The sequence below is a fragment of the Pyrococcus sp. ST04 genome (assembly GCF_000263735.1).
GTDB lineage: Archaea > Methanobacteriota_B > Thermococci > Thermococcales > Thermococcaceae > Pyrococcus.
This window is the reverse complement of sequence record NC_017946.1, coordinates 1,712,494-1,736,885: the sequence shown is the minus strand read 5'-3', so window position 1 is coordinate 1,736,885 and position 24,392 is coordinate 1,712,494. Positions and strand designations below refer to the sequence as shown.

The following is a 24,392-nucleotide window of genomic DNA, read 5'->3' as shown; positions in this document are numbered from 1 at the left end:
ATTTAGCTGGATCCATACTAACTACAAGGAGGGAGTCTGTTGCTATAGCTGACACTCCTACAAGGAGGTCCTCAAACTTCATAAATATGCCCTCTTTTATTAGGGCAGCGTCTATTTCTGCTAATTGTTCAATTATTTCATCCGTGATATCTATAACGTGGAAGATTTCTCTGATTTCCTTTATTTCATTTTTAATCTCAGTTTCTTTGAATGCTTTCGCAAGTAGATAAGCGTGTAGAGAAGGAAGAGGGAGATATATATCAAATTCTGCAAGAACAAGTTCAAGTAACTCTTTATTCTGTTTTTGTTAGTTGAATAAAGGATGGTGGATCGAGGGCTATTTTTCTTGGCATTCTTTTCATAAGTTCTATTCTCCGCTTTTTATTTGTCTCTTGCTAAGGAATATTGTTTTTCCCTGTCCTTTAGTATCGATAGAACTAAATCTGCTTCTTCATCTTCAAGCGTGACTTTTTCTGCTTTCATATCTAGCTCTATTAAATGCCAAACTTCTATTAATTTTTTTAGAACCTCGCTGTATGATTTTGCATCCAATTTTGACTTTAGTTTTTTTTTAATTGCTTCCCATGTTTCTTCGTCTACGGCTATTACATTAGTGATAAGACAATAATAATGTATAGGGGGACGGTTGTTGAGTGGGGTGATACTGAAAAGGTGTCCTTATACTCGGATGTTGCTTGAGAGTGTTCCGGATCTTAATGTGAAGTGGGAGTTTAAGGGGGTTGAGCCTGAGAGGGAGGAGGGGAGGGTTTATGGGATTACTGGTTGTAGGTATGCGCCTAGGTGTGAGAGGGTGATGGATAAGTGTTGGAAGGTTAGGCCACCCTTAATTGAAGTCGAGAAAAACCACTGGGTAGCATGCTGGCTCTATGTAAAAAGGTGATCTATATGAGGATTGTTCCGGTAATTTTGGTGCTTCTTATAATAATTTTGGGATTCCCAGAATATGTCGTGGGGAATAACTTTAGCTCTGATAACTCTCCTGGAGTTTATTATGAGGTTAGCAATGGCACAATATATAAAGTAAATTTAACCTCTGGTAGGAGAGAAAGGATATACCTCTTTGGCGTGAGTTGGTTTGGTTTTGAACTCAAAGATCATATCGTCCATGGTCTAACTGTGAGGAATTGGAAAGACGTTTTAAAACAGATAAAGGCACTTGGTTTTAATGCTATCAGGTTACCTTTCTGTAGTGAGACAATACATGGAGCAAAGCCAGATCCAAGGTTCATCGACTACTCTATTAATCCTGATCTAAAAAATCTCACAAGCTTACAGATAATGGAGAAGATAGTTGAAGAAGCGAATAAACTAGGTATTTATGTGTTGCTGGATTATCATAGGATTGGATGTACTGAAATAGAACCACTTTGGTACACGGAAAATTATTCTGAAGAGCAATACATTAAGGATTGGATATTTCTTGCTAAGGTATTTGGCAAATATCCTAATGTCATTGGGGCTGACATAAAGAATGAGCCCCATGATGAAGCTTCTTGGGGAACTGGTGACAAGACTGACTTTAGATTATTTGCAGAAAAAGTTGGTAGGGCGATCCTTAAGGTTGCTCCCCATTGGTTGATATTTGTAGAGGGAACTCAGTACACTCATATCCCTGAAATTGACAAGGTTATCAAAGAGAAGGGATGGTGGACATTTTGGGGAGAGAACTTAATGGGTGTTAAGGACTATCCAGTAAGGCTTCCGAGGAATAAGATTGTGTACTCTCCTCATGTCTATGGGCCGAGTGTCTATAATATGCCTTATTTTGATGATCCAAGCTTTCCAAGTAATATGCCGCAGATATGGGAAACGCATTTTGGATATCTAACTGAGCTAAACTATACTTTGGTTATTGGTGAATGGGGTGGTAGGTATACTGGAAAGGATAAGATATGGCAGGATGCTTTTGCAGACTGGTTAATAAAGAAGGGGATCTACAATTTCTTCTATTGGTGTCTAAATCCTGATAGTGGGGATACCGGAGGGATTCTTCTTGATGATTGGAGGACTGTTAATTGGGAAAAGATGAGAGTAATCTATAGGATAATAAAGGCTGCAAATAAAAGTTTTGAGGAGCCCCTATATGTGATACTTAAGACAAACTCGTCTTCTCTTGTATTTGAAAAAGGGGAGAAAGTCAAGATATACTGGTACACAAGTGGGGAGATCGTCGATTCTAATATCGCCCATTCAAGGGAGGGAAGTGTTGTACTAACACTCAATGACAGCGTTGATTTGTATATAATAGCTAAAAAGGGGAATGAAACTATTAGAAAAGATCTTTATTTAACGGTTATTCATCCAAACGTTGAACCTGAAAAGGAATCCAAAAAATCTACGACGTCATTGATCTCTCATGTTAGAAAAACTGCAAAAGAGGCAAATAATGTAAAATCTGGGTTATTCCTCTTAGTTTTAATGGTTTTTGGGGTTATTGCAGTTGTAGTGCTCCTCTTAAAGAGATGGACGTGAGAGAAGAACATTTCTGGTGGGCCCGCGGGGATTCGAACCCCGGACCTCCGCCTCGTAAGGGCGGCGTCATAACCAACTAGACCACGGGCCCTTATTCCCAAGATGACCTTGGATAGAAAGTTATAAACCTTTCGGGAAATTCAAAATTGGTGATGACCTTCACGGTACCCTGAGGAGGCTCACCGATGATGAGCCCCCTCTCGTCTGATTCTCTATCTCTTTCTTGCGAATGTTATGTAACCTGTGTGGGCGAGAATCGTTGTAGTTGGCCTCATGCAATCTTTCTTCACTTCTTGCTCAAATACCACCACGTCTATTGTTCTAGGCTTCACGAAAACATCTTTAAATTCCCTGAGCTTTTCCCTTAACCTCATAACCTGATTTGCACAGGGGGTGTAGGCGACAAAGAACCCTCCCGGCTTTAAAGCCTTTGCTGCGTGTTCAACTACATTTTCTGGTTGAGGCAAATCAAGAATTACGTGATCAACGTTTTCCTCATCTATGCCCTCGTATATGTTCTTTAGCTTTATAGTGACTCTATCTTCAAATCCGGCCCATTTTATGTTTTCCCATGCGAGTTTTGCAAAATCTTCTCTGATTTCATAACTCACTATCTTTCCCTCTGGCCCCACTATATTGGCCAAGAATAGGGTTAGAGCGCCGCTTCCGACACCAGCTTCAACTATAAAATCTCCAGGGGATATTCCTGCATAGGCAACTATTAAGGCGGCATCTTTTTGGTGAACTATTTGAGGTCCTCTCTTCATCTTATCAAGGTAGTCTATTATCTTCGGTCTTAGGATCTTGAACTCGTAGCCTTTGTGGCTTCTTATTGAATCTCCAAACTCCTTTCCGATAATTTCTTCGAGCTTTATTATGCCTAAATCTGTGTGAAAGTCTTTTTTCTGGGCAGTTACTATGTATTTTTTCCCTCTAGGGTCTAAGAGAAGAACTTTTTCCCCCTCTCTAATCATCCTTTCTTCACCAGTATTCCCTTATTTGAGACGTAAATAACTAGTGGGCTTATCTCCTCCAATGCAGCAACGCTCTTTTCTGGGGCGAGGTCTATGTTAAGTAGATAAACGGACGTCCAGTCTTCTATGGGTAGAACGCTCCTACTGAGGATTATTGTTTCTAGTGCTTTTTCTCTTCCAAAATACAGGTACTCTGCAAGGCCTACTGTGAGGAATATCACCTTTTTTGAGGATTTCGCAAGTATTTCTCTTATTCCAGGATAATACAGCTTTATGAACTCGGAGAGATCATAAGTTAGGGGGATCTCTTCTATTACTTCACTGTAGCTTACTTTCCCCGGTCCTATTTTCACCGCTTTCACATTTCCCACAACGTTCTCCATAATCATCTTGTATTTTTCCGGAGAAACTCTCCTTATGTAGGTTCTGAACATTATGTCTCCAATTCCAAAAAAGTCATCTATGACTACTTCAAACTCTTCTATGAAATTTAAAATGAGGTTATCCCAAAGGAGTTCGTGAACTGGAAAGGTGCTTGGGTATTCGATTATTGCAACATCCCCATTCTTTATTTCATCAAGAATCATTTTACCTATGAGGTTTCTCTCCATAAACATCTCCCCCAAAGATTTTAAACCGTGGAAATTTTTAAAGTTTGGGTGATTTATGATGGGGAAATTTGTTATTTGGCCCTCTGAGCTTGATGCGAGATTAAGTAAAAAGTATGGTAGAGTTGTTTCGAAAACGTTGGCAGTTGATAATCCATCTCTTGATGAAATTGTTGATGCTGTCGAGAGTTTGGGGCTTAAGGTCATCTCTGTAGAAAGGGAAAAACTGAATCCAAGACTCTCTGGGATTGACGAAGATTTGAGAACTTATGGAATGATTATAGTTGAAAGTCCTCATGGTAAAGCTAAAACCCTTCGGATGATCGCCCAGAAAATCAGAGAACTTAGAAAAAGGAGGCGATGATCACTCTTCTTCTAACTCGACAACTATGGCAGTTGTTGTGTCTATAACTCCATCTATATTGTGAATATCGTGGAGTATTTTCCTAGTGAGTTCTCCAAGGTCAGAGGCTTCAATGTGAACTATTGCATCGTAGGGTCCTGTTACCGCGTCTGCTTTTGTGACGCCAGGTATCTTCTTTATCTCTTCAATAACTTTCTCAACTTTTCCTATCTCAATAGTCAATAAAACATAGGCCCTAACCATTTTCCACCACCTTTTTGAAATTTTCTCAATTAAAACTTAGAGGTTTTCGCTTATATTGTTTTCTCCTCAACCACCAAAAGATTAAATTTAGAAAAGACAGAAGTAGAGGTAGTATGATAAAAGTGAATTCGAAACTTTGCGCAATATGTAAGGGAAGGAAGCTCCTCTGTGGAAGGCCAGTCTGTCCGATTCTTGAGAGATTTAAAGTAGCTAGAGAAGCGTTACCTTTGGTTTCTCGGGAGGATATATTTGGTTCTTCTCCCCCGAGTATATTCGTTGGAGAATATGGTTATCCAAAGGTTAGAATTGGCCCCCTTGTTCCACCAATTGAGGGAGACACAAGTTACCTAGACAGTCCAACTTCTTGGGAGAATGTAAGTATATCGGACGTGATTAGGTACCGGTCCTTGTTAGTACTTGGACAGACGAGAGTTAATGTGGATGTTAGGAAAAGCTCGAAACTAATTGAGAACATTCAGGAGCTTGCAATGTCCTCTAAACCGGTCGATAGTGAGATACTCCTTAAAGACAAGCCTAAAATAAAAGTCCTCCCTACAGAGTTTGCACCACCAATTGGCCCAAGTGGTGTTTTGAAAAAATTTGAAGTTGTTGAAAATCCGAGAGTCCCAAGGAAAGTTGATGCCGTTGTTAGTGATGAATTAAAAGCAAAAGATGCAATAATTACACTTTATGAAGCTGGCTTTGATGAGTACTACATAATAAGGTTACTCTCCGCTGGACTGTTAGGAATAAGAAAGAAAATCGTACCGACTAGATGGAGCATAACTGCCGTCCAAGATACGATAGGTAGTTATCTAAGAAGAGAGGTACTTAATTATGATACCCTGGATAGGTACGAGGTGTATTATGAGGAATTCTTGGGGAACAGGTACGTTGTGTTACTAATACCGAGGAGATACTCCTTTGAGCTTTTAGAAGTTTGGCTAAAGGGTTCCCTTTTTGGTAGCGATGAGCCAATGGTTATACACGATTACGAGGATTTTAGAGGGATTAAGGGGTATGCCGAGGAAACGTCAGGGGCTTATTACGCTGCTAGGCTCAGTGTTCTTGAAAAATTAAGAAAAATGAAAAGACAAGCAAGTGCAATAGTCTTTAGGGAGGTAACCCCTTCATACTATGCTCCAGTTGGAGTTTGGCAGATTAGGGTTGGAGTTAGAAAGGCCTTAGAGAAATCTCCGAAAATCTTTGAAAGCCTTACGGAAGCTTTAAATGAAGTTAAGAAAATATTACAACATCCGTTGGATAGGTGGTTAGCTAGGAGCTGGTTACTTAAACAATTAGGGCAGAGAACGTTGGATAGCTTCCTGGGGGTTGGTGGATGGAAAGGAAAGTTGCAAAAATAATGGGAAAAAGAAAGCTTGTTCTCTTAGCTAGAAAGGAAGAACTTAGTCACAATCTAAAATACATATCAAAAGTTCCGGTTAGCTTAGTTATGGATAGAGACTTCTTGAAAGTTCATCCTGAAACTCCACTCTTTGAGCTCATAGAGATGTTTACAGTTGAAGAAACTTCTGCTGTAGTCGTTGATGAGGAAGATAGACTTGTTGGATTTGTTACAATGAAAGATTTATTGAACTACTTTGTCCCTCCAAGAAAATACTCTGTAGTAGGCTTTGGAATGTTAAAAAGATATGCTCTTAACAGAGCATCGAGGGTTAGGGACGTGATGGTGAAGAGACCAATAGTGATTAGTATAAATGACAACTTGGGACATGCCATTAAAATAATGGTTGAAACGGGAAAACATCATCTACCCGTGGTAGATAGGGAGAGAAAGGTGCACGGTATTTTAGAAGTTAAAGACATCATTAGACTCATTAGAATTGTAACCTTATGATTGTGTTTCTATTGAATGTTTGGCAGTAGCAATGACCAAATATTTATAAACTATATACTCAAAAATTATACCAGAGATAAAAACCTATTCTAAGAATTTGAAAAAATGAGGGAGGAAGTAATACTTGACATACAGAGGTTACTTACACTTAGGGATGAGGAAGTAGTGGAGGCAGTGAGGAAATTTCGTTATGGGGGACAAAGGATTAGATGTCCCTATTGTGGTTCTACAGAGGTAGTAAGGATAGGATTCATAACTAGGAAAGGTGGATTTAAGCTCCACAGGTTTAAGTGTAAGTCTTGTGGAAGAACATTTAATGAACTTGATGGTACTCCTTTGAGCGGTGTTCATTCACTAAAAAGGGTTATGCTAATAGCATACTTAGCGTTGTATCTGAAGTTAACTCCCTCCACTATTAAGGTTATCGTTGATCTTAATCATTCTACCCTGTTAAGATTGTACAAAAAAGTTGTCAATAATAAAGAATTCTTCACAAATTTATTGGAAATATTACTAAATGAATAGGAGTACCTTAAAATTTCTATAAATTTGTTGAAATACTTACGAAGTTTAAATATCGAACTAAATTTTTTCAAATTGAACCCTCTGTCGATATATTCTATCTAAATGTTTGTTTAATATACTTAGTCTATGTTTATAAATACACAGATTTTGATATCTTGGGAATTCTGTTATAATTTTCCTGAGATTTTGTAACATAAAGTTACAAGATTTTTGAACATTAAGGCGCATAAACCTTAAAATACGTCAATATATGATATATTTTGTGATAGGCATATGCTAGGGTGATGGGGATATGGAAATCCCCGATGTAATTGGAAAAGAAAAAATCAGTGTTTTAGTCGAACATACCTCTGAAGACGTTTTGGGACCAACGGTATTTACAATATTGAACCAAATTATGGACAGATATGGAAAGGAAGCTTTAGTAATAATAACTGACTTTTTAGATACACTCCCAATATACAAGTATCAGGCAGAACTTCTGGGAATAAAGACAGAACTAATAGACAGGGTTCCGGTAATAAAGGTTGGCGGAAAGATAAACGTCGGAAACGTTCTCCATAAGATACCTATCTCGGCATATCCAGTTTATAAGACGTTATACGAAGAAGCCTTGACGAGGCTCCTTGATAGCGTTAGGGATCATACTGGATTCTTCATAAATCTCCAAGTGGGCATCGAGAACATCATGAATATTTTCGATAGGAAGGAGCTTATTGAACAAGTCCATGACATGGGAGAATATATTGTCACAAAGGATAGAGACATTAGAGATATGGTCTTCGTTAACACCGATTCAATAAAAGGTATCTCCGTGGAAATCGTTTCAATGCTCAAAACGATATTCCCCATAGTTCTCAAGCTGACTAATGATGGTAAATCTTTCGTGATCAGCAAGAGCGTTTTTCCAAATCTAAAGGGGAATAGTGGAACAATTTGGGAGGTGAGGGACTAATATGGAATTCAAAAGGAAATTGACAATGTCGATATTCCTGCCTCTTCTTCTAGTAGTTATAACGGCCATAGTAGTTCAGAACATTGCAATATCTGACTTGTATGACAATCTCTCAAAGACGATGGAGATCGTGAAGTCAGGGGGTTCAGTTGAGGCTATACAATCGAGCATCAGCTTGGCACTCACACAGCTTAAGAGGACACTGTGGATAAGCATAGGAGCAATGGTCATAGTGGCGGTAGGTTCTGGACTGGTGGCCTATAACCTGATGAGATCAACACTCGATCCGATAACAAAGATGGCCCGTATAGCTGAGAGTATTGCCCAGGGAAGGCTTAGCAATGCTAGGAGGATGATCTCTGAGGTAAGATACAGGGAGAAAGATGAAATTGGAAAACTTTTGGAAGGCTTTAAGGCAATATCTCAGGACGTGCTCAGAACCCTTGAGGTCATAACTGAGAGAATGGAAAAAATTGCAGAAGGAGACGTTTCCGAAGATTTAACACTGCATGCTAAGGGAGACTTTGAAAGCATATTGAACTCAATGAGAAAGACCATTGGCAAGCTTAGGGATTTAATGAAAACTGTAAGGGATCTCGCGTTTACGCTGGAAAAGAGAGCCGAAGACTTAACTAGAATAGCATCTGAAATTACTGAGGCGGTAAATCAGGTTGCAGAGGCTATTCAGCAGGTTAGTACTGAAGCTCAGAGGCAGCAGGAGAATATCAGTATGATAATGGATGGAATGAACATAACCGCTGATGTGACCCAAAAGACCGTTGATGCAATGGAGGAGTTCAGTGGGGTTGTAAATGAGGTAATCTCAATAGCCAGGGAAGGACGGGAGAAAGGTGAGAGGGCCATAACTCAAGTAGGTGATATCCAAGAGGCCATGAAAGTGATAAGGGATGCTGTCCAGGAAGTTGCGGAAATGAGCAAAAATGTGAGCGAGATAATAAATACAATAGCCGACATAGCTGAGCAAACGAACTTACTAGCATTAAATGCCGCAATTGAAGCTGCTAGGGCCGGAGAAGTTGGTAGGGGTTTTGCTGTTGTTGCTCAGGAAGTTAGGAACCTCGCTGAAGAAAGCAAGGATGCTGCCGAGAGAATCAGGAGTATATTGAGAGAAATCCAAGACAAAGTGGAGAGAGCCGTTGAGGAGACTGAAAGGGGAGTTAAAATCGTTGACAACTCAGTAGACTTCCTCAAGGAAACCGTTAGCTACCTAATGAACATAGGTGAACTTCTTGATGATGTTGAAGAGAGGCTCAACGCCGTTAAGAGCGAAATCTCAAACACCCAAGAGCATGTTGAAAATGCAAAGAAGGCCTTGGAGAACTTAGCTGCTAGCGCTGAAGAGATGACTGCTAGCGCCCAAGAGGTTAGTGCGAGTGCCCAAGAGCAAGCTTCGTCCCTGGAAGAGGTTAGGAGGAATATAGTTGAGCTGAGAAATATAGTTAGGGATCTGAGGAAGTCAATTGAATTCATAAAAGTTGAAAGTGAAGGGTGACATTTATGGACGGGTTTGAATTCTTTTCTCCTATCCCACTAGATATTGAGGAGATCGATAAGGCAATTGGTGGTGGATTAGTTAGAGGGGCTACAATAACCATAATGTACGATGCGTTCTCTTTGGGTTGGGCTCTTGGGTTTGAAATATTTAAGAACATGGTGTTCAGGAATTCCTTTGGAGTAATCCACAATTATAGCCTTCCAGTAATAAAGTTAATTTCAAGGGCATCTTTCGTTGGATTGAACATTCAAAGAATGGCAAAGGAGGAAAAGAAACTGAAAATCCTCGATATATTTGGATCAAAGTACGACATTCCACCTTATGACGACTATGTTATCACGATTCCAAATCCCACTGAAGAAACAATAACTCCAAAGATTGAGAGGGTCTATGTGGAGAGGATTTACCCGATAGTTGGAGATAAAAGAATTGTAAAGCTTATTCACACCCTTGACGGGGTTGTGACACTTTTTGGCGAGGAAGTTACAATAAAGTTGCTGAATGCGGAAGTTGCTCATTTGGCGAGGATATATAGGAAAAGGAATGTGATCTCAATCTTCCTACTGAACATAGATGTTGTTTCGAGAAGGTTCGTTGCATGGGTATCTGGACTTTCTGATGTTGTCATAGTCTTTAACTCTAAAATTGGAGACGGCGAGCTGATAGAGACAATGAGCATCCTTAAGTCACCAAACCCTGACTTTGAGCCAAGTACGTATGAGTTTAGAATAGCGGCAAATGATGGAGTGCACTCATTAAAGTTTAGGAAATCTGAAAAGAATGCATAGTGTTGCGAGACATTTTTAAATTATTCTCTAACAACGTTTTCATGTCATGAGAGCTATAGAGGTTCGAAATCTGAGAAAGCTATATCCCAAGAAGATTCCCCTCCCATTCAGGAAAGTTGAGTGGTTTGAAGCTCTTAAGGGGATAAGCTTTGAGGTCAAAAGAGGTGAGTTATTTGGGCTTCTTGGACCGAATGGGGCTGGAAAAACAACTACGATAAAGATCTTGACAACTCTTCTAGAACCAACGTCCGGAGAAGCAAAAGTCCTTGGGTTTGATGTTGTTAAGGAAGCTAGGGAGGTTAGGAGAAGAATTAACCTAGTTGCAGAGGGAGAAAGGACTCTTTACTGGAGACTCACAGCATACGAGAACTTAAGATATTTTGCTAGCATTTACTATGTTCCTAGGAGTGAGGCTGAAAAAAGAATAAGGGAACTGCTAAAAATGGTTGGTCTCTGGGATAGGAGAAACGACCTTGTTATGAATTACTCTAGGGGAATGAAACAAAGACTTGCAATAGCAAAGGCCTTGATTAACGATCCAGAGGTTCTATTTCTTGATGAACCTACCCTTGGTCTTGATGTTCAGAGTGCCGTTTTTGTTAGGGATCTTGTTAAAAGACTAGTTAAGGAAGAAGGGAAAACGGTTTTACTAACAACACACTACATGCATGAAGCGGAACAGCTCTGTGATAGAATTGCTATCATAGACCAAGGCAAGATAATAGCCCTAGATACGCCTGAAGGATTAAAGAAGCTTGTAAAGAAAGACACGATAGTTGAGGTCAAGGTAAAGAACTATACTGGGAATAATCCCTTTGGTTTAGTGAAAGTTGAGGAAAATAATGGAACTATCGTGCTGAGAGGAAGCCTTGGAGAGGAAGAAATTCCAAGGCTTGTAGAATTTTTGGTCAGGAATAATGCTAAAGTTTTGTCTGTAGAAGTCAAAGAACCCACCCTGGAGGATGTCTTTATAAAGCTTACCGGGAGGGGGCTGAGAGATTGAGCATAATTGCAGTGATTGACAAAGAATTCAGAATGTTTTTTAGGTATCCTCTAAGGGTAGTTAGCTCTATTTTGGTAGGCCTTGTCTTCTTGTTGCAGTTTATATATTTTGGGCAGGCGATACTTGGGGGAAGATTTTCCGCATTGCTTGAGAGTTCTGCGGGAATAGGTGATTACCCGACGTATGTTCTTATAGGGTATACCCTTTGGTGGGTTTCGGTATCTCCAATGGAGGCCTCGGTGTGGGGAGTTAGGAGGGAACTTCAAAGGGGAACCTTCGAAAGCAACGTGGTATCTCCAACTGGCATCCTTAAGATGATAGTTGGGCTTGCGATAGCTTGGATGCTTATGGATTCGATTATAATGGCAATTGTTTTTCTCTTTGGAGTTCTGCTATTTAGGATCCCGATCTCACTTGCATCAGTATTCAAGACTCTTCCAATTCTGGCAATCTCCTTTTTGATATTCTTAGGATTTGGGCTAATGTTCGCAGGTTTAGTTATGATGCTCAAAAATATAGGCCCAATGGCGAACATACTTGAGTTTGTCATCCTTTTTCTCTCGGGTGTATTCTTTCCTTTATCGGCTCTTCCAAAGGTAGTTAGAGAAGTGTCTTGGCTAATCCCCCTAACTCACGCCGCTAATGCTGTGAGAAAAGTGTTCATGGGATTCGGGTACTCCATGGTTTGGAGCGAATTATTTGCCATGATTATTCTACTTCCAATTTACTGGGGAATTAGTCTGGCGATATTTAAATGGGCTGAAAAGATAACGAGGATGATGGGTTATGGAGGCTACTGAGCTCAGGGCACTTCTTGGAGTTGCTAGAAAGAGCTGGAAGGTGTTCTTAAGTTATAAGGCATGGTTCATTAGCGACATATTGATGGGTTTCTTCTTTGTGGGTAATGCCCTTTTAATTGGACTTGGATTGACCGGAAAAAGGACTTCTGAGGCTCTTGAAAGGCTAACTGGTTACTCTGATTACTTAACATTTGCGATTCTCGGGTTTATGGTTTTATCCTTTGGTATAACATTTTTGAGCGGATTCGTGTGGAGTGTTGTTGACGAGCTTTATGCTGGGACTTTGGAATACTCCTTTGCGGCTCCTATGAGAAGAATAACATTTTTCTTGGGAAATATTATTGTTAGATTGCTTCTCAATCTGCTGTATATTGCCATATACATTCCGATCTTTTGGATAGTTTTTGGACTTTCAATAACTCCATCTCAATTCTTAAGAGCCCTGCCAATACTTTTACTGGGATCAGTAGGGATGATAGGACTTGGTATGGCAGTTGCTGGTATCGTTCTGTACTTAAAGGATCCTGGGCCCTTCATAAACATTCTTGAAATGCTAGTCTTTGCCCTGAGCGGAGCCATGTATCCAATAGACATTCTTCCAAAGCCTCTGCAGATAATGGCAATGTTGCTCCCATATGCTCCAACGACAGAGGCCGTTAGAACAATCGTTGCTCATGGATTTAGAACCAGTCTAGGAAAGATATCATACTTAATGTTGCTCTCACTTCTCTATGCAATTATCGGCCTTAATTCGTATAAATGGGCTGAGAAAAAAGCTAGGGAAGTTGGGCTTAAGAGCTACTAAAGAGGTATGTCCAGATTTAAAGTTTTTGCAATCTCTCTTACCCTTTCTAAAGGTACAACCGCACTTCTCGCCCCGATTTTCTGAACCGTTAAGTAAGCCAGCAGCATTCCAAGTTTCGCCGAGCTAATAGTGTCCCAGCCGTTAAGAAATCCGTAGAGGAAGCCTGCATTGAATGAATCTCCCCCACCAGTAGTGTCGACGGCTTTTGCAGATAGCCCCCTCACCTCGTAAACCTTACCTTTCTCATCCCTAACAAGTGCTCCTCCTCCGTTGAGGGTTGCTATGGCTATCCTCGACTTTATCTCTTTGATGTTCTCCAGACTTCCATACTTTCTTTTAAACTCATCCTCGTTCATCATGAGGATGTCAAGCTTTTCCTCAATATCTTTGGGAACCTCCATCTCTCCTGGATCGAACGACACCGTTAATCCAAAAGATTTGGCAGCTTTCACGGCTTCTCTGATTAGGTCTATTGGATTCGAGGATAAGTGAAGGTGCCTAGCTAGCTTTAGATACTCAAAGTTTATTTCCTTGAACTTGTTTGCCCCTGAATATTTCACTATTCTCTTGTCCTCTCCCTTAACCATCATGACGGCGACTCCAGTTGGTTCTTCAACTACCTTTATGCCCTTTGTGTCTACCCCTATCTTTCTGAAGAATTCTAAGTGAAGCCTGCCGAAGTCATCGTTTCCAACAGCACCTATAAAGCCTACTTTAAGCCCTAGGTGGGCTAGCCAAGTTGCCGTGTTTCCAGCTGAACCTCCGAGGCCAGTGTAAACAGCTTTGGCATTAACTTTCTCATGGAATTCTGGGAACTTTTCCATAAGGAATGTTATGTCATAGTTTAAATTTCCCATGCAAATAACGTCTAATCTTCCGGCCATAATAGATCCCTCATTTCTCTTCGAATTCTTTCTTTAATAATGCTAACTCTCTCTTTTCGAGGACGTCTCTGGTTATGGGAACAAATATTATCGCATCGTACCTTTTTGCAAAATCATGTATCTTGGTGAGCATTTTAAAGACTGGAACGAACCCATTTTCTACTATTAAATATTCGAGTCCATCTATGAGAATTGCCTTGGCATCTTTGGTTGCTTTCATAAAGTTCACCATTAATTGAGTCATATACTCCATGTTCGTTGGGCTTATTCTTCTTTCAACTTTGTCTTCCTGCGTTTTTGTTATCCAGTATACATTTTCTTCATCCGCTAGTTTCCAGGGATCTCTAGTTAGTGCTAATCTCCTCATATCTAGCTTCTTAAATTCTCCAATAGCGTCTTTGTCGAATACTATGTAAACTCCCGGTTTTATATCAAGCATTTTCTCCCTCTTCCAGGGTAGACTTAGGCCCAATGTTGCTCTTAATATTGAAAACCATCCCAGGAGGAATAGTACGGTGCTGGTGAGGTAAAGAGTCTGGGCAACTAGTATAACTCTTCCAACTGTTCCCTTTTCAACCTGGTAGAGGTACACTCTATATCCAGTGTATCCGAAAATAATGTCTGTGATTAAGAATATGAAAAATGCGGAAAGTATTAGGTCATAACTCATCTTCAGTTCTGGAAATTTTGATACGAATCTTGATCTAAAATATGCGGATATACCTACCACAAGTATCATTCCAAATATCAATATTATTTCAAGTGCTGACACGATACCCTCAAATGTGGGCATTTTGACACCTCTAATATTCTACTTAGTATTACTTAGTTATACGCGTTATGGCGAAAACTTTAAAAACCCCCTTATTTTAATAACTATTGGTAACCAAAAGCGAGAGGGGGTGGTAGGAATGGTGAGGAGAAGAAGGTGGGATATTTGGGATCCATTCGACCTAATAAGGGAAATACAAGAAGAAATTGATGCAATGTTTGATGAATTCTTCAGCAGACCAAGGTTCTGGACGTACAGAAGATGGGGGGAGCCAGAGTTCTATGAAGAGAGAGTCGGGGAAGTCTGGAGGGAGCCATTTGTTGATATCTTCGATAGGGGCGATGAGTTCGTAATAACGGCAGAGCTTCCAGGGGTTAGGAAGGAGGACATCAAAGTTAGGGTCACTGATGACGCGGTATACATAGAGGCAGTCGTGAAAAGGGAGAAGGAGCTTGAGAAGGAAGGGGCCGTGAGGATCGAGAGATACTTCACTGGTTACAGAAGGGTAATTAGGCTCCCAGAAGAGGTTATTCCAGAGAAGGCCAAGGCTAAGTACAATAATGGTGTCCTCGAAATTAGAGTTCCAAAGAAGCACCCAACGAAGAAGGAAGGAGAGGGCTTCGAAGTTAAAATTGAGTGATTTCTACCTTCTAAATTTTCCACACTATTCTGAAATAGCTCATATTTTCTTTTGTTATAAACCTCCACTCTATCGAAAACTTTATAAACCCCTCATATTTTAGTAACCATTGGTAAAGAAAAAGTTGAGGTGAGGAAAATGAGCGAGAGAAAGGAGGTCAAGCTTAAGGTTGCTTCCGCTTATCAAAGGGATGTTGGTAGAGGTATAGTTAGGTTAGACAGAAAAACAATGAGAGAGCTTGGCATCTCACCCGGCGATGTAGTAGAGATCATTGGAACCAAGAACACCGCGGCGGTTGCATGGCCAGCCTATCCAGAAGACGAAGGGCTGGGTATAATCAGAATGGATGGAACCATAAGAAAGAATGCTGGAGTTGGCCTTGGAGATGAGGTAATAGTCAGGAAAGCAGAAGTTAGAGAAGCTAAGAAAGTAACTTTGGCTCCAACAGAGCCAGTAAGGTTCGGTAGGGACTTCGTGGAGTGGCTACATGAGAGGCTAATAGGCAGGCCAGTAGTTAGGGGAGACTACATCAGAGTGGGAGTACTTGGCCAGGAGCTAACATTTGTAGTTACAGCGACTCAGCCAAGCGGAGTAGTGCAGATCACGGAGTTCACTGACTTCAACATAAGTGAGAAGCCAGTAAAGGAAGTCGAGAAGAGAATGACAACTGGCGTGACTTATGAGGACATTGGTGGCCTACACGATGTCATAGAGAAGATCAGAGAGATGATAGAATTACCCCTTAAACACCCAGAGCTCTTTGAAAAGCTAGGTATTGAGCCTCCTAAGGGTGTTTTGTTGTATGGTCCGCCTGGAACTGGGAAAACGTTACTGGCCAAGGCCGTTGCTAATGAGGCTAACGCCTACTTCATAGCAATCAACGGTCCAGAAATAATGAGCAAATACTACGGAGAAAGCGAAGAGAGGCTCAGGGAAGTATTCAAGGAGGCTGAGGAGAATGCCCCGGCAATAATATTCATCGATGAAATCGACGCAATAGCTCCAAAGAGAAGCGAAGTTACTGGAGAGGTCGAGAAAAGAGTCGTTGCTCAGTTACTTGCCTTGATGGATGGGCTAAAGAGCAGGGGCAAGGTCATTGTCATAGGAGCTACCAACAGGCCTGATGCTATTGATCCGGCTTTGAGGAGGCCGGGTAGGTTTGATAGGGAGATTGAGGTCGGTGTTCCAGACAAGCAAGGAAGAAAAGAAATCCTACAAATCCACACAAGAGGAATGCCAATAGAACCAGACTTCAGAAAGGTTGATGTCCTTAGGGTGCTTAATGACATTAAGAAGGAGGGCAAGTACAAGAATATCATCGATGATGCAATAAAGAAGGTGGATCTTGCTAGAGATGAAGAGGAGATCAAGAAAGTGCTTAGGGACATCAGCACTGAGCTCTATGCCGAGGTTAAGGCAAGATTAATTGACCAGCTCCTAGAAGAGCTTGCCGAGGTCACCCATGGTTTCGTTGGTGCTGATCTCGCCGCTCTTGCAAGAGAGGCAGCAATGGCGGCCCTAAGAAGGCTTATCAGGGAGGGTAAGATTGACTTCGAGGCAGAGAGCATCCCAAGAGAGGTACTTGAGGAGCTCAAGGTTACCAGAAAGGACTTTTATGAGGCTTTGAAGATGGTTGAGCCTTCTGCTTTGAGGGAGGTGCTTATTGAGGTGCCTAATGTCCACTGGGATGACATTGGCGGCCTAGAAGACGTAAAACAAGAACTAAGAGAAGCAGTAGAATGGCCTCTCAAGTATCCAGAGGCATTCAGAGCCTATGGAATAACGCCACCTAAGGGAATCCTGCTCTACGGTCCACCAGGAACAGGAAAAACACTACTGGCTAAGGCCGTTGCTACCGAGAGCGAGGCAAACTTCATAGCCGTCAGAGGGCCGGAGATACTCAGCAAATGGGTTGGTGAAAGTGAGAAGAACATCAGAGAGATATTCAGGAAGGCAAGACAGGCCGCACCAACCGTGATATTCATAGACGAGATTGATGCAATAGCCCCAAGAAGAGGAACAGACGTCAACAGGGTAACTGACAGGATAATTAACCAGCTCCTTACGGAAATGGACGGTCTAGTTGAGAACAGTGGTGTAGTAGTTATAGCAGCAACCAACAGACCAGACATAATAGATCCGGCATTGCTGAGACCGGGCAGGTTTGACAGGCTGATACTTGTGCCTGCACCGGACGAGAAGGCAAGACTAGAGATATTCAAGGTCCACACGAGAAACATGCCACTGGCAGAAGACGTTAGCCTCGAGGAGCTTGCAAAGAAGACTGAGGGCTACACGGGAGCTGACATAGCTGCTGTCTGTAGGGAGGCTGCAATGATAGCAATGAGGAGAGCCCTTGAGCAGGGAGTCCTCAAGGAGGGCATGAAGGCTGAAGAAATCAGAAGGATCGCCAAGGTTACAATGAAGGACTTCGAAGAAGCTCTCAAGAAGATAGGGCCTTCAGTAAGCAAGGAGACAATGGAGTACTACAGGAGGATCCAAGAACAGTTCAAGCAGGCTAGGGGCTGATGTCTTTACAATTTCTTTTTTGGAGGTGAAAAAATGATTTATGGAGTACTTCTTAGCATTCCTGAAAAGTTCGTTAAGAAGTATGAAGATGAAGTTAGGAAAGCCATTGGTTATGGAATAGCAAGAGGAGACGTGATAAGTTTCACTGAAGCTAGATACAAGGGAGATGTGGCTTTCGTTATGCTCACAAGGTCTCAGAAAGCCGCTGAGAGAATGGTTAATGAACTTAGGGAGTTGCCAATTAATGTTAAGGTCATAGAAATTGAAGGAGAGAGCTGAATAACCGAAAAGTATTTAACTTAACATAAGCATTCGGATGATGACAAAAAAGCAGGAGGTGTCAAGAGATGACTGAGGAGCACGTTGTTTACATTGGAAAGAAGCCTGTTATGAACTATGTCCTTGCTGTGATAACCCAGTTCAACGAGGGTGCAAAGGAGGTCGTTATAAAGGCCCGTGGTAGGGCTATTAGCAGGGCAGTTGATGTTGCAGAGATAGTCAGGAACAGGTTCCTCAAGGACACTGTTGATGTTAAGGACATTAAGATCGGCACTGAGGAGCTCCCAACCGCAGATGGTAGGACTACAAACACCTCAACAATTGAGATCGTTCTTGAGAGGAAGATCTGAACTTACTTCCTTTCCTTTTCACTTTCACTTCTGACTTTTCTGCTAATTCTGTTTCAAGGTGGACTTTATTTTTGTTAATTAGAACAGAGTATGGCTGCTGTTATTTCCTAAGTTTGGCTTCTTTTCCGCTACTAAACTTTTCTACCAACTCATCAAGAACTTCTTTGAATTTGAATGCGTCAACCCACTTTATTCCCATCTTCTCTGCCCATGTCAAAATCCCAACGTCTGCAGATACTATTATTCCATCCAATTCTTTTGCTAGGAGAATCAGTTCAAAATCCTCCTTGCTGTCTAGGATCCCTTCTCTTAAGGCTTTTCTGTAATTCCTTCTTAGCTTTTGAATTATTTTGTCAACGTTTTCAGTGTCGAGTACGCTTTCCCTAACTGCCTTTTCGGCAACTCTGAGGCCTTTGTCAACCCTCCTTCTTATGTCTTCTATCAGCTCGTAAACAACAAACGCTGGAATCTTTATATCATGGACGTTTGGCGGCTTTTTTATGATATAAAGTTCCAGCTCGGGTGACACTTCTTCCTCTTCAATGAAGTGCATAACCTCTCTGTATATCCCTGGTGGCATGTAGAATTCAACTTTCCCGAAGAGCTTCTCTGCATAGTCTAGGAAAGCCTTCATTGCTTCAGTTGGGTTATCCCCAAACTTTTTTCGCACGTCAGGGTTTACGAAAATGCTCGTATCGAGAACAAAGCGTATCATTATCATCACCTTTTTTGCTGTATGTGGCCCGCCCGTAACTCCCGCCCTCATCGGAGGCCTGAGCCACGCTCGGGCGGGTTAACCCAGACGGGCCTGTGCCCGGCCAGGGTTACCCCCGGTCACGGCACTCCGTGACGCGGAAGGCACCTCCCGAGGGGACCTCGCTGAGGCCGGGCTGTTGCCCCCGCATCGCACCTGGCCTCATTAAGAATCGGCCAAGCCCTCGCTTGCGGGGGCATATAAAATTAAGTAAAAGAGGATATAAAAATTCAATCCTTCTTATCTTCTGGGAAGTGAGAAGTTTCTTCATTTGCCTTCATAATTTTCTGCCTGTATTCCTCGTACTTCTTTCTTGCTTCTTCTGCCTTCTCCTTTTCGCCAAGATATTCATAAGCCTCAGCAACGTGCTTCCACCACATTGGGTCTTCTTCAGCCTCCTTAAGGCAGTATTCTAGGAACTTTTGATAAGCTTCCCTTGCTAGATCTTCTTTTCCAAGTTTTCTAGCTATATTTCCAACATCTTCCCAGAAGACTCCTTCTTCTTGTGCCTCTTTCATGTAGTATTCTAGGGCCTTCTCCCATGCCTCTCTTGCCTTTTCTTCATTGCCGAGTTCCTCGTATAACTTTGCCACATCCTCCCAGAACCAAGGTTCTTCCTCTGCATATCTTTCTAATGCCCTGGCAGCTCTCTCCATGTTTCCGGCCTTCTTCCAGTACTCATGGGCTTCTTTGAGATAGTAAGTGTCCTTCTCCTTCTCGTAGAGTTGCTCATAGAGCTCTGCAGCCTTTGCATATTCTCCAGCTTTTTCATAGGCCCAAGCCGCGCTCTCCATCCATCCAAGTTTTAGATACATTTCTGCTGCCTTTTTGTAATTTCCTGCCTTTTCGTATTTTCTAGCCGCCTGCTTATACCTTCCCATCTTTTCAAGTTTCTCTGCGGATCTAAATCTGTCGGCTAAGCTTAAATCAGGCTCGCTGATGTACCATATTCCAAATGCAACGGCTATTATGAAGAATGCTATAATTCCTCCGACTATCTTGAGCTTCTGCCATGTGAATGAAAGGTATGTTCCGTAGGCAGATATTGCGGTGAAGGGTAGCAGCATTAAGGCGTACTTCCAGCTTTCAGCATATATCGTCAATGCCAAAAAGAATCCTAGCATCAGTGTCAATCCTAGAAATCCTAGACTGAGGATTATTCTTATCAGCATCCAGAATCCCCACTTCCATACTATAAATCCCGCTATTCCCAAGATAATCGCAATAAATAGTGCAATGTAAAGTTTTAATTTATCCATCCTTCCACCTCCAGCAGGAACTTTTTGTATTCTGGCTTTGGGGTATACATGAAAGGGTTCTTCCTACTTATGACTCTATGGCAGGGAACTACAATTGGGTATGGGTTTCTTTTCATTGCGTTTCCTATGGCCCTTGGGGAGGTCTCAAGAGCTTTAGCAAGCTCGCCATACGTTACAACCTGTCCCCTTTTAACGTTTTTCACAAGCCACTCGTAAACCCTTCTCTCAAAGGGTGTCACTCCCAAAAATGAGAGTTTATCTAGCATTTCGTGGTTTTCAATTCTACCTACGAGTGTTTGGTATACTAACTCTGGATATTCTGAGTCTTTCGTGTTTAACTTTACTCTCACACCCCTCTTTCTCAAGAATTCCGCTAGATTTTGAATCCTGTCCTCTAAGAATTTTCGACCATCAAGGGAGAACGCTATTCCGAGTATCCTTTTATCCCATATTGTCCCTATGTATATCTTTTTCGCTTTTACTGTAAACTCTCTTATTGTGAGCATCTTAACCCTCTCCTAAATATAGAGTTCCGAATGATGTGTGAAATGCTCCCACCCAAGAATTGGGAGCTCTTTAATCTTGCCTTTCTCCTTTATATAAACCCCTTGCCCCTCCTTTACTTCCCCTATTATAGTGAAGTCCAGATCTATGCTTTCAACTTCGTCTTTTGGTACTGTGAACACAAGCTCGAACTCTTCACCACTTGCAAGTGCCATTCTTACGGGATCTTTAGCGATTTCAAGAACCCTTGGATGAATGGGGAGGTTAGCGGGATCTATTATGATCTTTACGTTACTTTTTCTTGATATCTCCCATAATTCTTTTGATAGGCCATCGCTTATGTCAATAGCTGATGTAGCATACTTTGCGAGTTTGAGGCCTTCCTTCACCCTAGCCTTTGGATTCTTAACTTTCTCGGCGACTTCCTTTGGGATTTTCTCCCCTTTAAGCCAAAGTGCTAGGGCAAGAAGGGGTCTTCCTAAATCTCCGGTAACGCAGACAAGATCTCCTGGCTTTGCTCCGCTCCTTAGTAATAACCTCTCCCCGATACCTATGGCACCTCCATCTATTATAATCTCGAGAGAGTCATTAGTGTCCCCACTAAGTATTTCTACTCCATACTCCTCCACACCTTCTCTTATTCCTCTTGCTATACCTCTGAGGGTTTTATCATCGGTGTCCTTAGGGATTCCTAGGGAAAAAAAGAATCCTATTGGCCTAGCCCCCATCGCGGCAATGTCGCTCATGTTCATAGTTACAACTTTTTTCCCGGCCTCTCTTGGAGTCATGAAGTCTGGAATGTCTGTTCTCCAAACGAGCATGTCTGCCGTTATGATAAGCCACTTATCCCCAATTCTTGTATAACCAGCATCATCTCCAAGGATGTTTCCAACTTTAGAGAATTCTGATTTGAATAGCAATATTATCTCTTCCTCTTTCATCTCGGTCACCTTATCAAGCTTAACCTTTATATTTATGCTCAAGGCTTTAGTTCATTAGGTGAGCCCGATGGATGAGGCCACGCTTGAGGCTTATGTTCCGTACTTTAAGGCGATAGTGGTGATGGTGGCTATAGTTTATTTTGGCTACATATTCGTAAATAGGGAGAAGTTCAGAGTTGTAAAAACTCTTGCAGTATCGGCTATAATGGCGGCTTTGGTTACTGTAACAACGATGATAATCAGAATACCAATCCCTGCTTCGCAGGGCTATCTAAACTTTGGCGACATAATGATAATGCTGACAGCAGTTCTCTTCGGCCCACTAGTTGGAGGATTCGCAGGCGGAGTAGGGTCAGCAATGGCTGATCTTATAGGGTATCCTTCTTGGGCCTTGTTTACACTGATAATCAAGGGTACTGAAGGAATCGTCGTCGGATACATTACGAAGGACAATGCGAGCTATGCCAGAGTATTGCTTGCAACTACACTCGGAGGACTCGTTATGGTTGTTGGCTACGTTAGCGTTGCATATCTACTGTATGGACCTGCTGGAGCCCTTGGAGAATTATACAACGATACTGTGCAAGCAGTTTCAGGGATAATAATAGGAGGAGGACTTGGATATATCTTAAGAAGGAGGCTTGAAAATATCCTCACTCTTCAGTGATCTCTGGAAGTTGCTTTATTATTTCTTCCCATTCTTCCTCTTGAAGAAGCGGCTCTATTGAAATTCTCTTCGAAGCTTTCTTAAGTTGCCCAAGATATTTGGAGTCTGCAATAACAGCATCTGCCCCAAGTTCTTTGATCTCGTATATTTTGAGGTTTATTATTGCCAGTATATCCGGCGTTATATAATTCTTAAACTCCGGTCCGACTAGCATTATGTCTGGCTCGAGTCCATCTTCTTTAAGTTCGTTTATTGCTGCGGTAATGAGATCTATAAGCTGGTTGCTGAGACCTTTTGGTAAGTTCCCCATCTCCCTCACTCGCAAAAATAGATTATCATTGAGACCTTAAAATAATTTATGAAAAATACAAAAAATATGTATCCCAGAGGAGGTATCACTTGAGAATTCCAAGACTCTTGTTGGTCTTTCTGATGCTTTCCCACTTATCCGCGAGCTCGAACATTGCCCTTATAGCATCTATGTTCTCGGGAATAACATCGCTCTCCTGATGAACTGCCTGAATGTAGAATAACCTTCCATTCCTAACGCTTACGCTTTCTTTCCATACGGCTATCTCATACAGGTTGTTCCATTCCCTGTGGAGATCCCTTGCAAACTCTATAAGCTGAGCCGTGCTCTCGAAGCCTTTCTCCTTTTCAAAGAGGAGAACTCTAGTTGTGCTTTCGAAAATGTTGATAACGTCTTTAGCCTCTATTGGCTTCTTGAGTTCAACCATTATAGAGTGCACATGCATTATAGTTGTTGGAACAACGAATGCAGATGTTTCTATGTTTATTGGAATAACAGTTTGAACGTCTGGTCCGTGGTGGGAAGGAACTGTTACCGAGGGCTTTATAGCATTTATTGGGCCTCTCTTTATATCGTTTGGATCTGCAGCCCTCCTGATCATAACAGCGTATACGTAGTCTATGTATTCTTGGATTGCACTCAGAGTTCTCACAAGTCCAGTAGTATTGCATGAAACTACCCTAACGTAGTCCTTTCCCAAAGCCTTTTCATAGTTGGCTTGGGCAACGAAGGATACTTCTGCCACATCAGCCTTCTCTCCTCCTTGAAAAACAGCCTTAACACCGGCTTTTTCGTATAGTGGTTTGTTCTTCGCTCCCATACCTCCTGGAGTTGCATCAACTATGACGTCAACTTTTTCAAGGAGGTCGTTTAGTGTCCCCTCTACTTCGAACCCAGCCTTCTCGAAGCGTGGAAGGAATTCCTCACTAGCTGCATAGACTGGAATTCCTAGTTCTTTAGCTCTATAAGCTTCAAAGTCTGGCTTTGTTTTTGTGACCCCTATAAGCTCCATATCGTCCTGTTTCATAACGGCATAGGCAACCCTTTTCCCTATGGTTCCGTAACCATTAACCCCCACCTTGACTTTCATTTTTCTCACCCGATTTTTCCTCTTTTCACGTCTTCTTAAGTGTTATTTACTCACTCCCGGTGAGATTTTAAGCTCTTCCCTGATTTTAAAATTGAGGAAAGCTTCACGTATAGCGTTAATCTAAAAGGTGGTCACAGTCTTTCGTTTAAGTAAGAATAAGATTTAAAACTCCTCAACAATATGTATGGCCGGTGAGTAGGGATGAGAATAAAGGGAGTTGTTTTAAGCTATAGAAGAAGCAAAGAGAACCAGCACACTAATGTAATGATAATTAAGCCCCTCAACATTAACAGCAGAGAAGAAGCTTCTCAACTAATCGGAAGGCTCGTGATATGGAAGAGTCCAAGCGGAAAGGTACTCAAGGGGAAGATAGTTAGAGTTCACGGAACTAGGGGAGCCGTAAGGGCGAGATTCGAAAAAGGCCTTCCAGGCCAGGCTCTCGGAGATTATGTTGAGATTCTTTAAACTTAATCTATTTTTG

29 protein-coding genes, 1 tRNA gene and 1 pseudogene are annotated in these 24,392 nt (G+C 41.7%); 18 read left to right on the top strand and 13 right to left on the bottom strand.

Features of this window, described 5'->3' with window-relative positions:
• Window positions 1–381: 381 nt before the first annotated feature.
• Window positions 382–552 carry a hypothetical protein gene (locus PY04_RS09340; RefSeq protein WP_014734876.1) on the bottom strand — a complete coding sequence of 57 codons (171 nt, stop codon included), beginning with the start codon at window positions 550–552 and terminating at the stop codon, window positions 382–384.
• 48 nt (window positions 553–600) lie between these two features.
• Here PY04_RS09340 and PY04_RS09335 point away from each other — a divergent pair.
• Together PY04_RS09335 and PY04_RS09330 are read left to right on the top strand one after the other, a co-directional pair.
• Window positions 601–901 (top strand): annotated as a pseudogene (locus tag PY04_RS09335) (oligopeptide/dipeptide ABC transporter ATP-binding protein); the annotation flags it as partial.
• A gap of 5 nt (window positions 902–906) precedes the next feature.
• Window positions 907–2,493, top strand: coding sequence for a glycoside hydrolase family 5 protein (locus tag PY04_RS09330; protein ID WP_014734875.1), 1,587 nt, complete (start codon window positions 907–909; stop codon window positions 2,491–2,493).
• A 14-nt stretch (window positions 2,494–2,507) separates the two neighbouring features.
• On the opposite strand, the gene PY04_RS09325 is transcribed toward PY04_RS09330, so the two are convergent.
• The 3 genes from PY04_RS09325 to PY04_RS09315 form a co-directional block, all read right to left on the bottom strand.
• A tRNA-Val gene (locus tag PY04_RS09325) sits at window positions 2,508–2,584 on the bottom strand.
• A 121-nt stretch (window positions 2,585–2,705) separates the two neighbouring features.
• Window positions 2,706–3,467 carry a tRNA (adenine-N1)-methyltransferase gene (locus PY04_RS09320; RefSeq protein WP_014734874.1) on the bottom strand — a complete coding sequence of 254 codons (762 nt, stop codon included), beginning with the start codon at window positions 3,465–3,467 and terminating at the stop codon, window positions 2,706–2,708.
• Complete coding sequence (locus PY04_RS09315) at window positions 3,464–4,078, bottom strand: DUF257 family protein (protein WP_014734873.1); 615 nt, start codon at window positions 4,076–4,078, stop codon at window positions 3,464–3,466. Before PY04_RS09315 ends, PY04_RS09320 begins: the two co-directional genes overlap by 4 nt.
• A gap of 58 nt (window positions 4,079–4,136) precedes the next feature.
• Here PY04_RS09315 and PY04_RS09310 point away from each other — a divergent pair, with 58 nt between their 5' ends.
• Entirely contained in the window at window positions 4,137–4,439 is a 303-nt protein-coding gene (locus PY04_RS09310; RefSeq protein WP_014734872.1) for a signal recognition particle protein Srp19, read from the top strand.
• Here PY04_RS09310 and PY04_RS09305 read toward each other — a convergent pair whose 3' ends face one another.
• Window positions 4,440–4,682 (bottom strand): Lrp/AsnC family transcriptional regulator, encoded by a 243-nt coding sequence (locus PY04_RS09305; RefSeq protein ID WP_014734871.1) that lies wholly within the window; start codon window positions 4,680–4,682, stop codon window positions 4,440–4,442.
• A 113-nt stretch (window positions 4,683–4,795) separates the two neighbouring features.
• Here PY04_RS09305 and PY04_RS09300 point away from each other — a divergent pair, with 113 nt between their 5' ends.
• The 9 genes from PY04_RS09300 to PY04_RS09260 all read left to right on the top strand — a co-directional run bounded on the left by PY04_RS09300 (window position 4,796) and on the right by PY04_RS09260 (window position 12,932).
• The gene (locus tag PY04_RS09300; protein ID WP_014734870.1) at window positions 4,796–6,046 is read left to right on the top strand and encodes an Nre family DNA repair protein; all 1,251 of its coding nucleotides are present in this window, start codon (window positions 4,796–4,798) and stop codon (window positions 6,044–6,046) included.
• A complete protein-coding gene (locus PY04_RS09295; protein ID WP_014734869.1) occupies window positions 6,022–6,540 on the top strand; it encodes an HPP family protein in 519 nt (172 codons plus the stop codon). Before PY04_RS09300 ends, PY04_RS09295 begins: the two co-directional genes overlap by 25 nt.
• A 105-nt stretch (window positions 6,541–6,645) precedes the next feature.
• The gene (locus tag PY04_RS09290; RefSeq protein ID WP_048056159.1) at window positions 6,646–7,065 is read left to right on the top strand and encodes a transposase; all 420 of its coding nucleotides are present in this window, start codon (window positions 6,646–6,648) and stop codon (window positions 7,063–7,065) included.
• Between the two features lie 292 nt (window positions 7,066–7,357).
• Window positions 7,358–8,020 carry a DUF257 family protein gene (locus PY04_RS09285; RefSeq protein ID WP_014734867.1) on the top strand — a complete coding sequence of 221 codons (663 nt, stop codon included), beginning with the start codon at window positions 7,358–7,360 and terminating at the stop codon, window positions 8,018–8,020.
• Window position 8,021: 1 nt separating this feature from the next.
• Complete coding sequence (locus PY04_RS09280; protein ID WP_014734866.1) at window positions 8,022–9,533, top strand: methyl-accepting chemotaxis protein; 1,512 nt, start codon at window positions 8,022–8,024, stop codon at window positions 9,531–9,533.
• Window positions 9,534–9,538: 5 nt separating this feature from the next.
• On the top strand, window positions 9,539–10,324 hold the full coding sequence (locus PY04_RS09275; protein ID WP_014734865.1) for a hypothetical protein: 786 nt from the start codon (window positions 9,539–9,541) through the stop codon (window positions 10,322–10,324).
• Between the two features lie 46 nt (window positions 10,325–10,370).
• Window positions 10,371–11,327 carry a daunorubicin resistance protein DrrA family ABC transporter ATP-binding protein gene (locus tag PY04_RS09270; protein ID WP_014734864.1) on the top strand — a complete coding sequence of 319 codons (957 nt, stop codon included), beginning with the start codon at window positions 10,371–10,373 and terminating at the stop codon, window positions 11,325–11,327.
• 32 nt (window positions 11,328–11,359) lie between these two features.
• Window positions 11,360–12,127 carry an ABC transporter permease gene (locus PY04_RS09265; protein ID WP_014734863.1) on the top strand — a complete coding sequence of 256 codons (768 nt, stop codon included), beginning with the start codon at window positions 11,360–11,362 and terminating at the stop codon, window positions 12,125–12,127.
• Complete coding sequence (locus tag PY04_RS09260; protein ID WP_048056158.1) at window positions 12,114–12,932, top strand: ABC transporter permease; 819 nt, start codon at window positions 12,114–12,116, stop codon at window positions 12,930–12,932. Before PY04_RS09265 ends, PY04_RS09260 begins: the two co-directional genes overlap by 14 nt.
• Here PY04_RS09260 and PY04_RS09255 read toward each other — a convergent pair.
• Both PY04_RS09255 and PY04_RS09250 read right to left on the bottom strand, forming a co-directional pair.
• Entirely contained in the window at window positions 12,929–13,816 is an 888-nt protein-coding gene (locus PY04_RS09255; RefSeq protein ID WP_014734861.1) for an ADP-dependent ribose-1-phosphate kinase, read from the bottom strand. The genes PY04_RS09260 and PY04_RS09255 overlap by 4 nt on opposite strands.
• A gap of 10 nt (window positions 13,817–13,826) precedes the next feature.
• Window positions 13,827–14,609, bottom strand: coding sequence for a DUF835 domain-containing protein (locus tag PY04_RS09250; protein ID WP_014734860.1), 783 nt, complete (start codon window positions 14,607–14,609; stop codon window positions 13,827–13,829).
• A 118-nt stretch (window positions 14,610–14,727) separates the two neighbouring features.
• On the opposite strand from PY04_RS09250, the gene PY04_RS09245 reads away from it, so the two are divergent.
• From PY04_RS09245 to albA, 4 genes are all read left to right on the top strand, one after another.
• Entirely contained in the window at window positions 14,728–15,228 is a 501-nt protein-coding gene (locus tag PY04_RS09245; protein ID WP_014734859.1) for an Hsp20/alpha crystallin family protein, read from the top strand.
• 138 nt (window positions 15,229–15,366) lie between these two features.
• The gene (locus PY04_RS09240; RefSeq protein ID WP_014734858.1) at window positions 15,367–17,757 is read left to right on the top strand and encodes a CDC48 family AAA ATPase; all 2,391 of its coding nucleotides are present in this window, start codon (window positions 15,367–15,369) and stop codon (window positions 17,755–17,757) included.
• A 33-nt stretch (window positions 17,758–17,790) separates the two neighbouring features.
• Window positions 17,791–18,036 (top strand): hypothetical protein, encoded by a 246-nt coding sequence (locus PY04_RS09235; protein WP_014734857.1) that lies wholly within the window; start codon window positions 17,791–17,793, stop codon window positions 18,034–18,036.
• A gap of 68 nt (window positions 18,037–18,104) precedes the next feature.
• Entirely contained in the window at window positions 18,105–18,386 is a 282-nt protein-coding gene (gene albA / locus PY04_RS09230; protein WP_014734856.1) for a DNA-binding protein Alba, read from the top strand.
• Window positions 18,387–18,486: 100 nt separating this feature from the next.
• Here the strand turns inward: albA and PY04_RS09225 are convergent, their stop codons facing one another.
• The 4 genes from PY04_RS09225 to PY04_RS09210 all read right to left on the bottom strand — a co-directional run bounded on the left by PY04_RS09225 (window position 18,487) and on the right by PY04_RS09210 (window position 21,844).
• Window positions 18,487–19,101: an RNA ligase partner protein gene (locus PY04_RS09225; RefSeq protein WP_014734855.1), complete on the bottom strand. Its 615-nt coding sequence runs from the start codon at window positions 19,099–19,101 to the stop codon at window positions 18,487–18,489.
• A gap of 269 nt (window positions 19,102–19,370) precedes the next feature.
• Complete coding sequence (locus PY04_RS09220; protein WP_014734854.1) at window positions 19,371–20,399, bottom strand: tetratricopeptide repeat protein; 1,029 nt, start codon at window positions 20,397–20,399, stop codon at window positions 19,371–19,373.
• The gene (gene otg, locus PY04_RS09215; protein ID WP_014734853.1) at window positions 20,387–20,905 is read right to left on the bottom strand and encodes a methylated-DNA--protein-cysteine methyltransferase; all 519 of its coding nucleotides are present in this window, start codon (window positions 20,903–20,905) and stop codon (window positions 20,387–20,389) included. The genes PY04_RS09220 and otg overlap by 13 nt, the downstream gene beginning before the upstream one ends.
• A gap of 12 nt (window positions 20,906–20,917) precedes the next feature.
• Window positions 20,918–21,844, bottom strand: coding sequence for a thiamine-phosphate kinase (locus tag PY04_RS09210; protein ID WP_014734852.1), 927 nt, complete (start codon window positions 21,842–21,844; stop codon window positions 20,918–20,920).
• A 67-nt stretch (window positions 21,845–21,911) separates the two neighbouring features.
• On the opposite strand from PY04_RS09210, the gene PY04_RS09205 reads away from it, so the two are divergent.
• A complete protein-coding gene (locus PY04_RS09205) occupies window positions 21,912–22,511 on the top strand; it encodes an ECF transporter S component (RefSeq protein ID WP_014734851.1) in 600 nt (199 codons plus the stop codon).
• On the opposite strand, the gene PY04_RS09200 is transcribed toward PY04_RS09205, so the two are convergent.
• A complete protein-coding gene (locus PY04_RS09200) occupies window positions 22,498–22,821 on the bottom strand; it encodes a family 4B encapsulin nanocompartment shell protein (RefSeq protein WP_014734850.1) in 324 nt (107 codons plus the stop codon). The two genes, PY04_RS09205 and PY04_RS09200, sit on opposite strands and share 14 nt — an antisense overlap.
• Before the next feature lie 85 nt (window positions 22,822–22,906).
• Window positions 22,907–23,911, bottom strand: coding sequence for a phosphorylating glyceraldehyde-3-phosphate dehydrogenase (locus tag PY04_RS09195; RefSeq protein ID WP_014734849.1), 1,005 nt, complete (start codon window positions 23,909–23,911; stop codon window positions 22,907–22,909).
• A gap of 201 nt (window positions 23,912–24,112) precedes the next feature.
• Here PY04_RS09195 and PY04_RS09190 point away from each other — a divergent pair, with 201 nt between their 5' ends.
• Window positions 24,113–24,376 (top strand): 50S ribosomal protein L35ae, encoded by a 264-nt coding sequence (locus tag PY04_RS09190; RefSeq protein ID WP_014734848.1) that lies wholly within the window; start codon window positions 24,113–24,115, stop codon window positions 24,374–24,376.
• Window positions 24,377–24,392: the final 16 nt, after the last annotated feature.

Excerpts from the sequence above, each read along its gene's own strand:
- PY04_RS09330 (WP_014734875.1), top strand. The coding sequence starts at position 907 with ATGAGGATTGTTCCGGTAATTTTGGTGCTTCTTATAATAATTTTGGGA.
- PY04_RS09320 (WP_014734874.1), bottom strand. The coding sequence starts at position 3,467 with ATGATTAGAGAGGGGGAAAAAGTTCTTCTCTTAGACCCTAGAGGGAAA.
- PY04_RS09315 (WP_014734873.1), bottom strand. The coding sequence starts at position 4,078 with ATGGAGAGAAACCTCATAGGTAAAATGATTCTTGATGAAATAAAGAAT.
- PY04_RS09310 (WP_014734872.1), top strand. The coding sequence starts at position 4,137 with ATGGGGAAATTTGTTATTTGGCCCTCTGAGCTTGATGCGAGATTAAGT.
- PY04_RS09305 (WP_014734871.1), bottom strand. The coding sequence starts at position 4,682 with ATGGTTAGGGCCTATGTTTTATTGACTATTGAGATAGGAAAAGTTGAG.
- PY04_RS09300 (WP_014734870.1), top strand. The coding sequence starts at position 4,796 with ATGATAAAAGTGAATTCGAAACTTTGCGCAATATGTAAGGGAAGGAAG.
- PY04_RS09295 (WP_014734869.1), top strand. The coding sequence starts at position 6,022 with ATGGAAAGGAAAGTTGCAAAAATAATGGGAAAAAGAAAGCTTGTTCTC.
- PY04_RS09290 (WP_048056159.1), top strand. The coding sequence starts at position 6,646 with ATGAGGGAGGAAGTAATACTTGACATACAGAGGTTACTTACACTTAGG.
- PY04_RS09285 (WP_014734867.1), top strand. The coding sequence starts at position 7,358 with ATGGAAATCCCCGATGTAATTGGAAAAGAAAAAATCAGTGTTTTAGTC.
- PY04_RS09280 (WP_014734866.1), top strand. The coding sequence starts at position 8,022 with ATGGAATTCAAAAGGAAATTGACAATGTCGATATTCCTGCCTCTTCTT.
- PY04_RS09275 (WP_014734865.1), top strand. The coding sequence starts at position 9,539 with ATGGACGGGTTTGAATTCTTTTCTCCTATCCCACTAGATATTGAGGAG.
- PY04_RS09270 (WP_014734864.1), top strand. The coding sequence starts at position 10,371 with ATGAGAGCTATAGAGGTTCGAAATCTGAGAAAGCTATATCCCAAGAAG.
- PY04_RS09265 (WP_014734863.1), top strand. The coding sequence starts at position 11,360 with ATGTTTTTTAGGTATCCTCTAAGGGTAGTTAGCTCTATTTTGGTAGGC.
- PY04_RS09260 (WP_048056158.1), top strand. The coding sequence starts at position 12,114 with ATGGAGGCTACTGAGCTCAGGGCACTTCTTGGAGTTGCTAGAAAGAGC.
- PY04_RS09255 (WP_014734861.1), bottom strand. The coding sequence starts at position 13,816 with ATGGCCGGAAGATTAGACGTTATTTGCATGGGAAATTTAAACTATGAC.
- PY04_RS09250 (WP_014734860.1), bottom strand. The coding sequence starts at position 14,609 with ATGCCCACATTTGAGGGTATCGTGTCAGCACTTGAAATAATATTGATA.
- PY04_RS09245 (WP_014734859.1), top strand. The coding sequence starts at position 14,728 with ATGGTGAGGAGAAGAAGGTGGGATATTTGGGATCCATTCGACCTAATA.
- PY04_RS09240 (WP_014734858.1), top strand. The coding sequence starts at position 15,367 with ATGAGCGAGAGAAAGGAGGTCAAGCTTAAGGTTGCTTCCGCTTATCAA.
- PY04_RS09235 (WP_014734857.1), top strand. The coding sequence starts at position 17,791 with ATGATTTATGGAGTACTTCTTAGCATTCCTGAAAAGTTCGTTAAGAAG.
- albA (WP_014734856.1), top strand. The coding sequence starts at position 18,105 with ATGACTGAGGAGCACGTTGTTTACATTGGAAAGAAGCCTGTTATGAAC.
- PY04_RS09225 (WP_014734855.1), bottom strand. The coding sequence starts at position 19,101 with ATGATACGCTTTGTTCTCGATACGAGCATTTTCGTAAACCCTGACGTG.
- PY04_RS09220 (WP_014734854.1), bottom strand. The coding sequence starts at position 20,399 with ATGGATAAATTAAAACTTTACATTGCACTATTTATTGCGATTATCTTG.
- otg (WP_014734853.1), bottom strand. The coding sequence starts at position 20,905 with ATGCTCACAATAAGAGAGTTTACAGTAAAAGCGAAAAAGATATACATA.
- PY04_RS09210 (WP_014734852.1), bottom strand. The coding sequence starts at position 21,844 with ATGAAAGAGGAAGAGATAATATTGCTATTCAAATCAGAATTCTCTAAA.
- PY04_RS09205 (WP_014734851.1), top strand. The coding sequence starts at position 21,912 with ATGGATGAGGCCACGCTTGAGGCTTATGTTCCGTACTTTAAGGCGATA.
- PY04_RS09200 (WP_014734850.1), bottom strand. The coding sequence starts at position 22,821 with ATGGGGAACTTACCAAAAGGTCTCAGCAACCAGCTTATAGATCTCATT.
- PY04_RS09195 (WP_014734849.1), bottom strand. The coding sequence starts at position 23,911 with ATGAAAGTCAAGGTGGGGGTTAATGGTTACGGAACCATAGGGAAAAGG.
- PY04_RS09190 (WP_014734848.1), top strand. The coding sequence starts at position 24,113 with ATGAGAATAAAGGGAGTTGTTTTAAGCTATAGAAGAAGCAAAGAGAAC.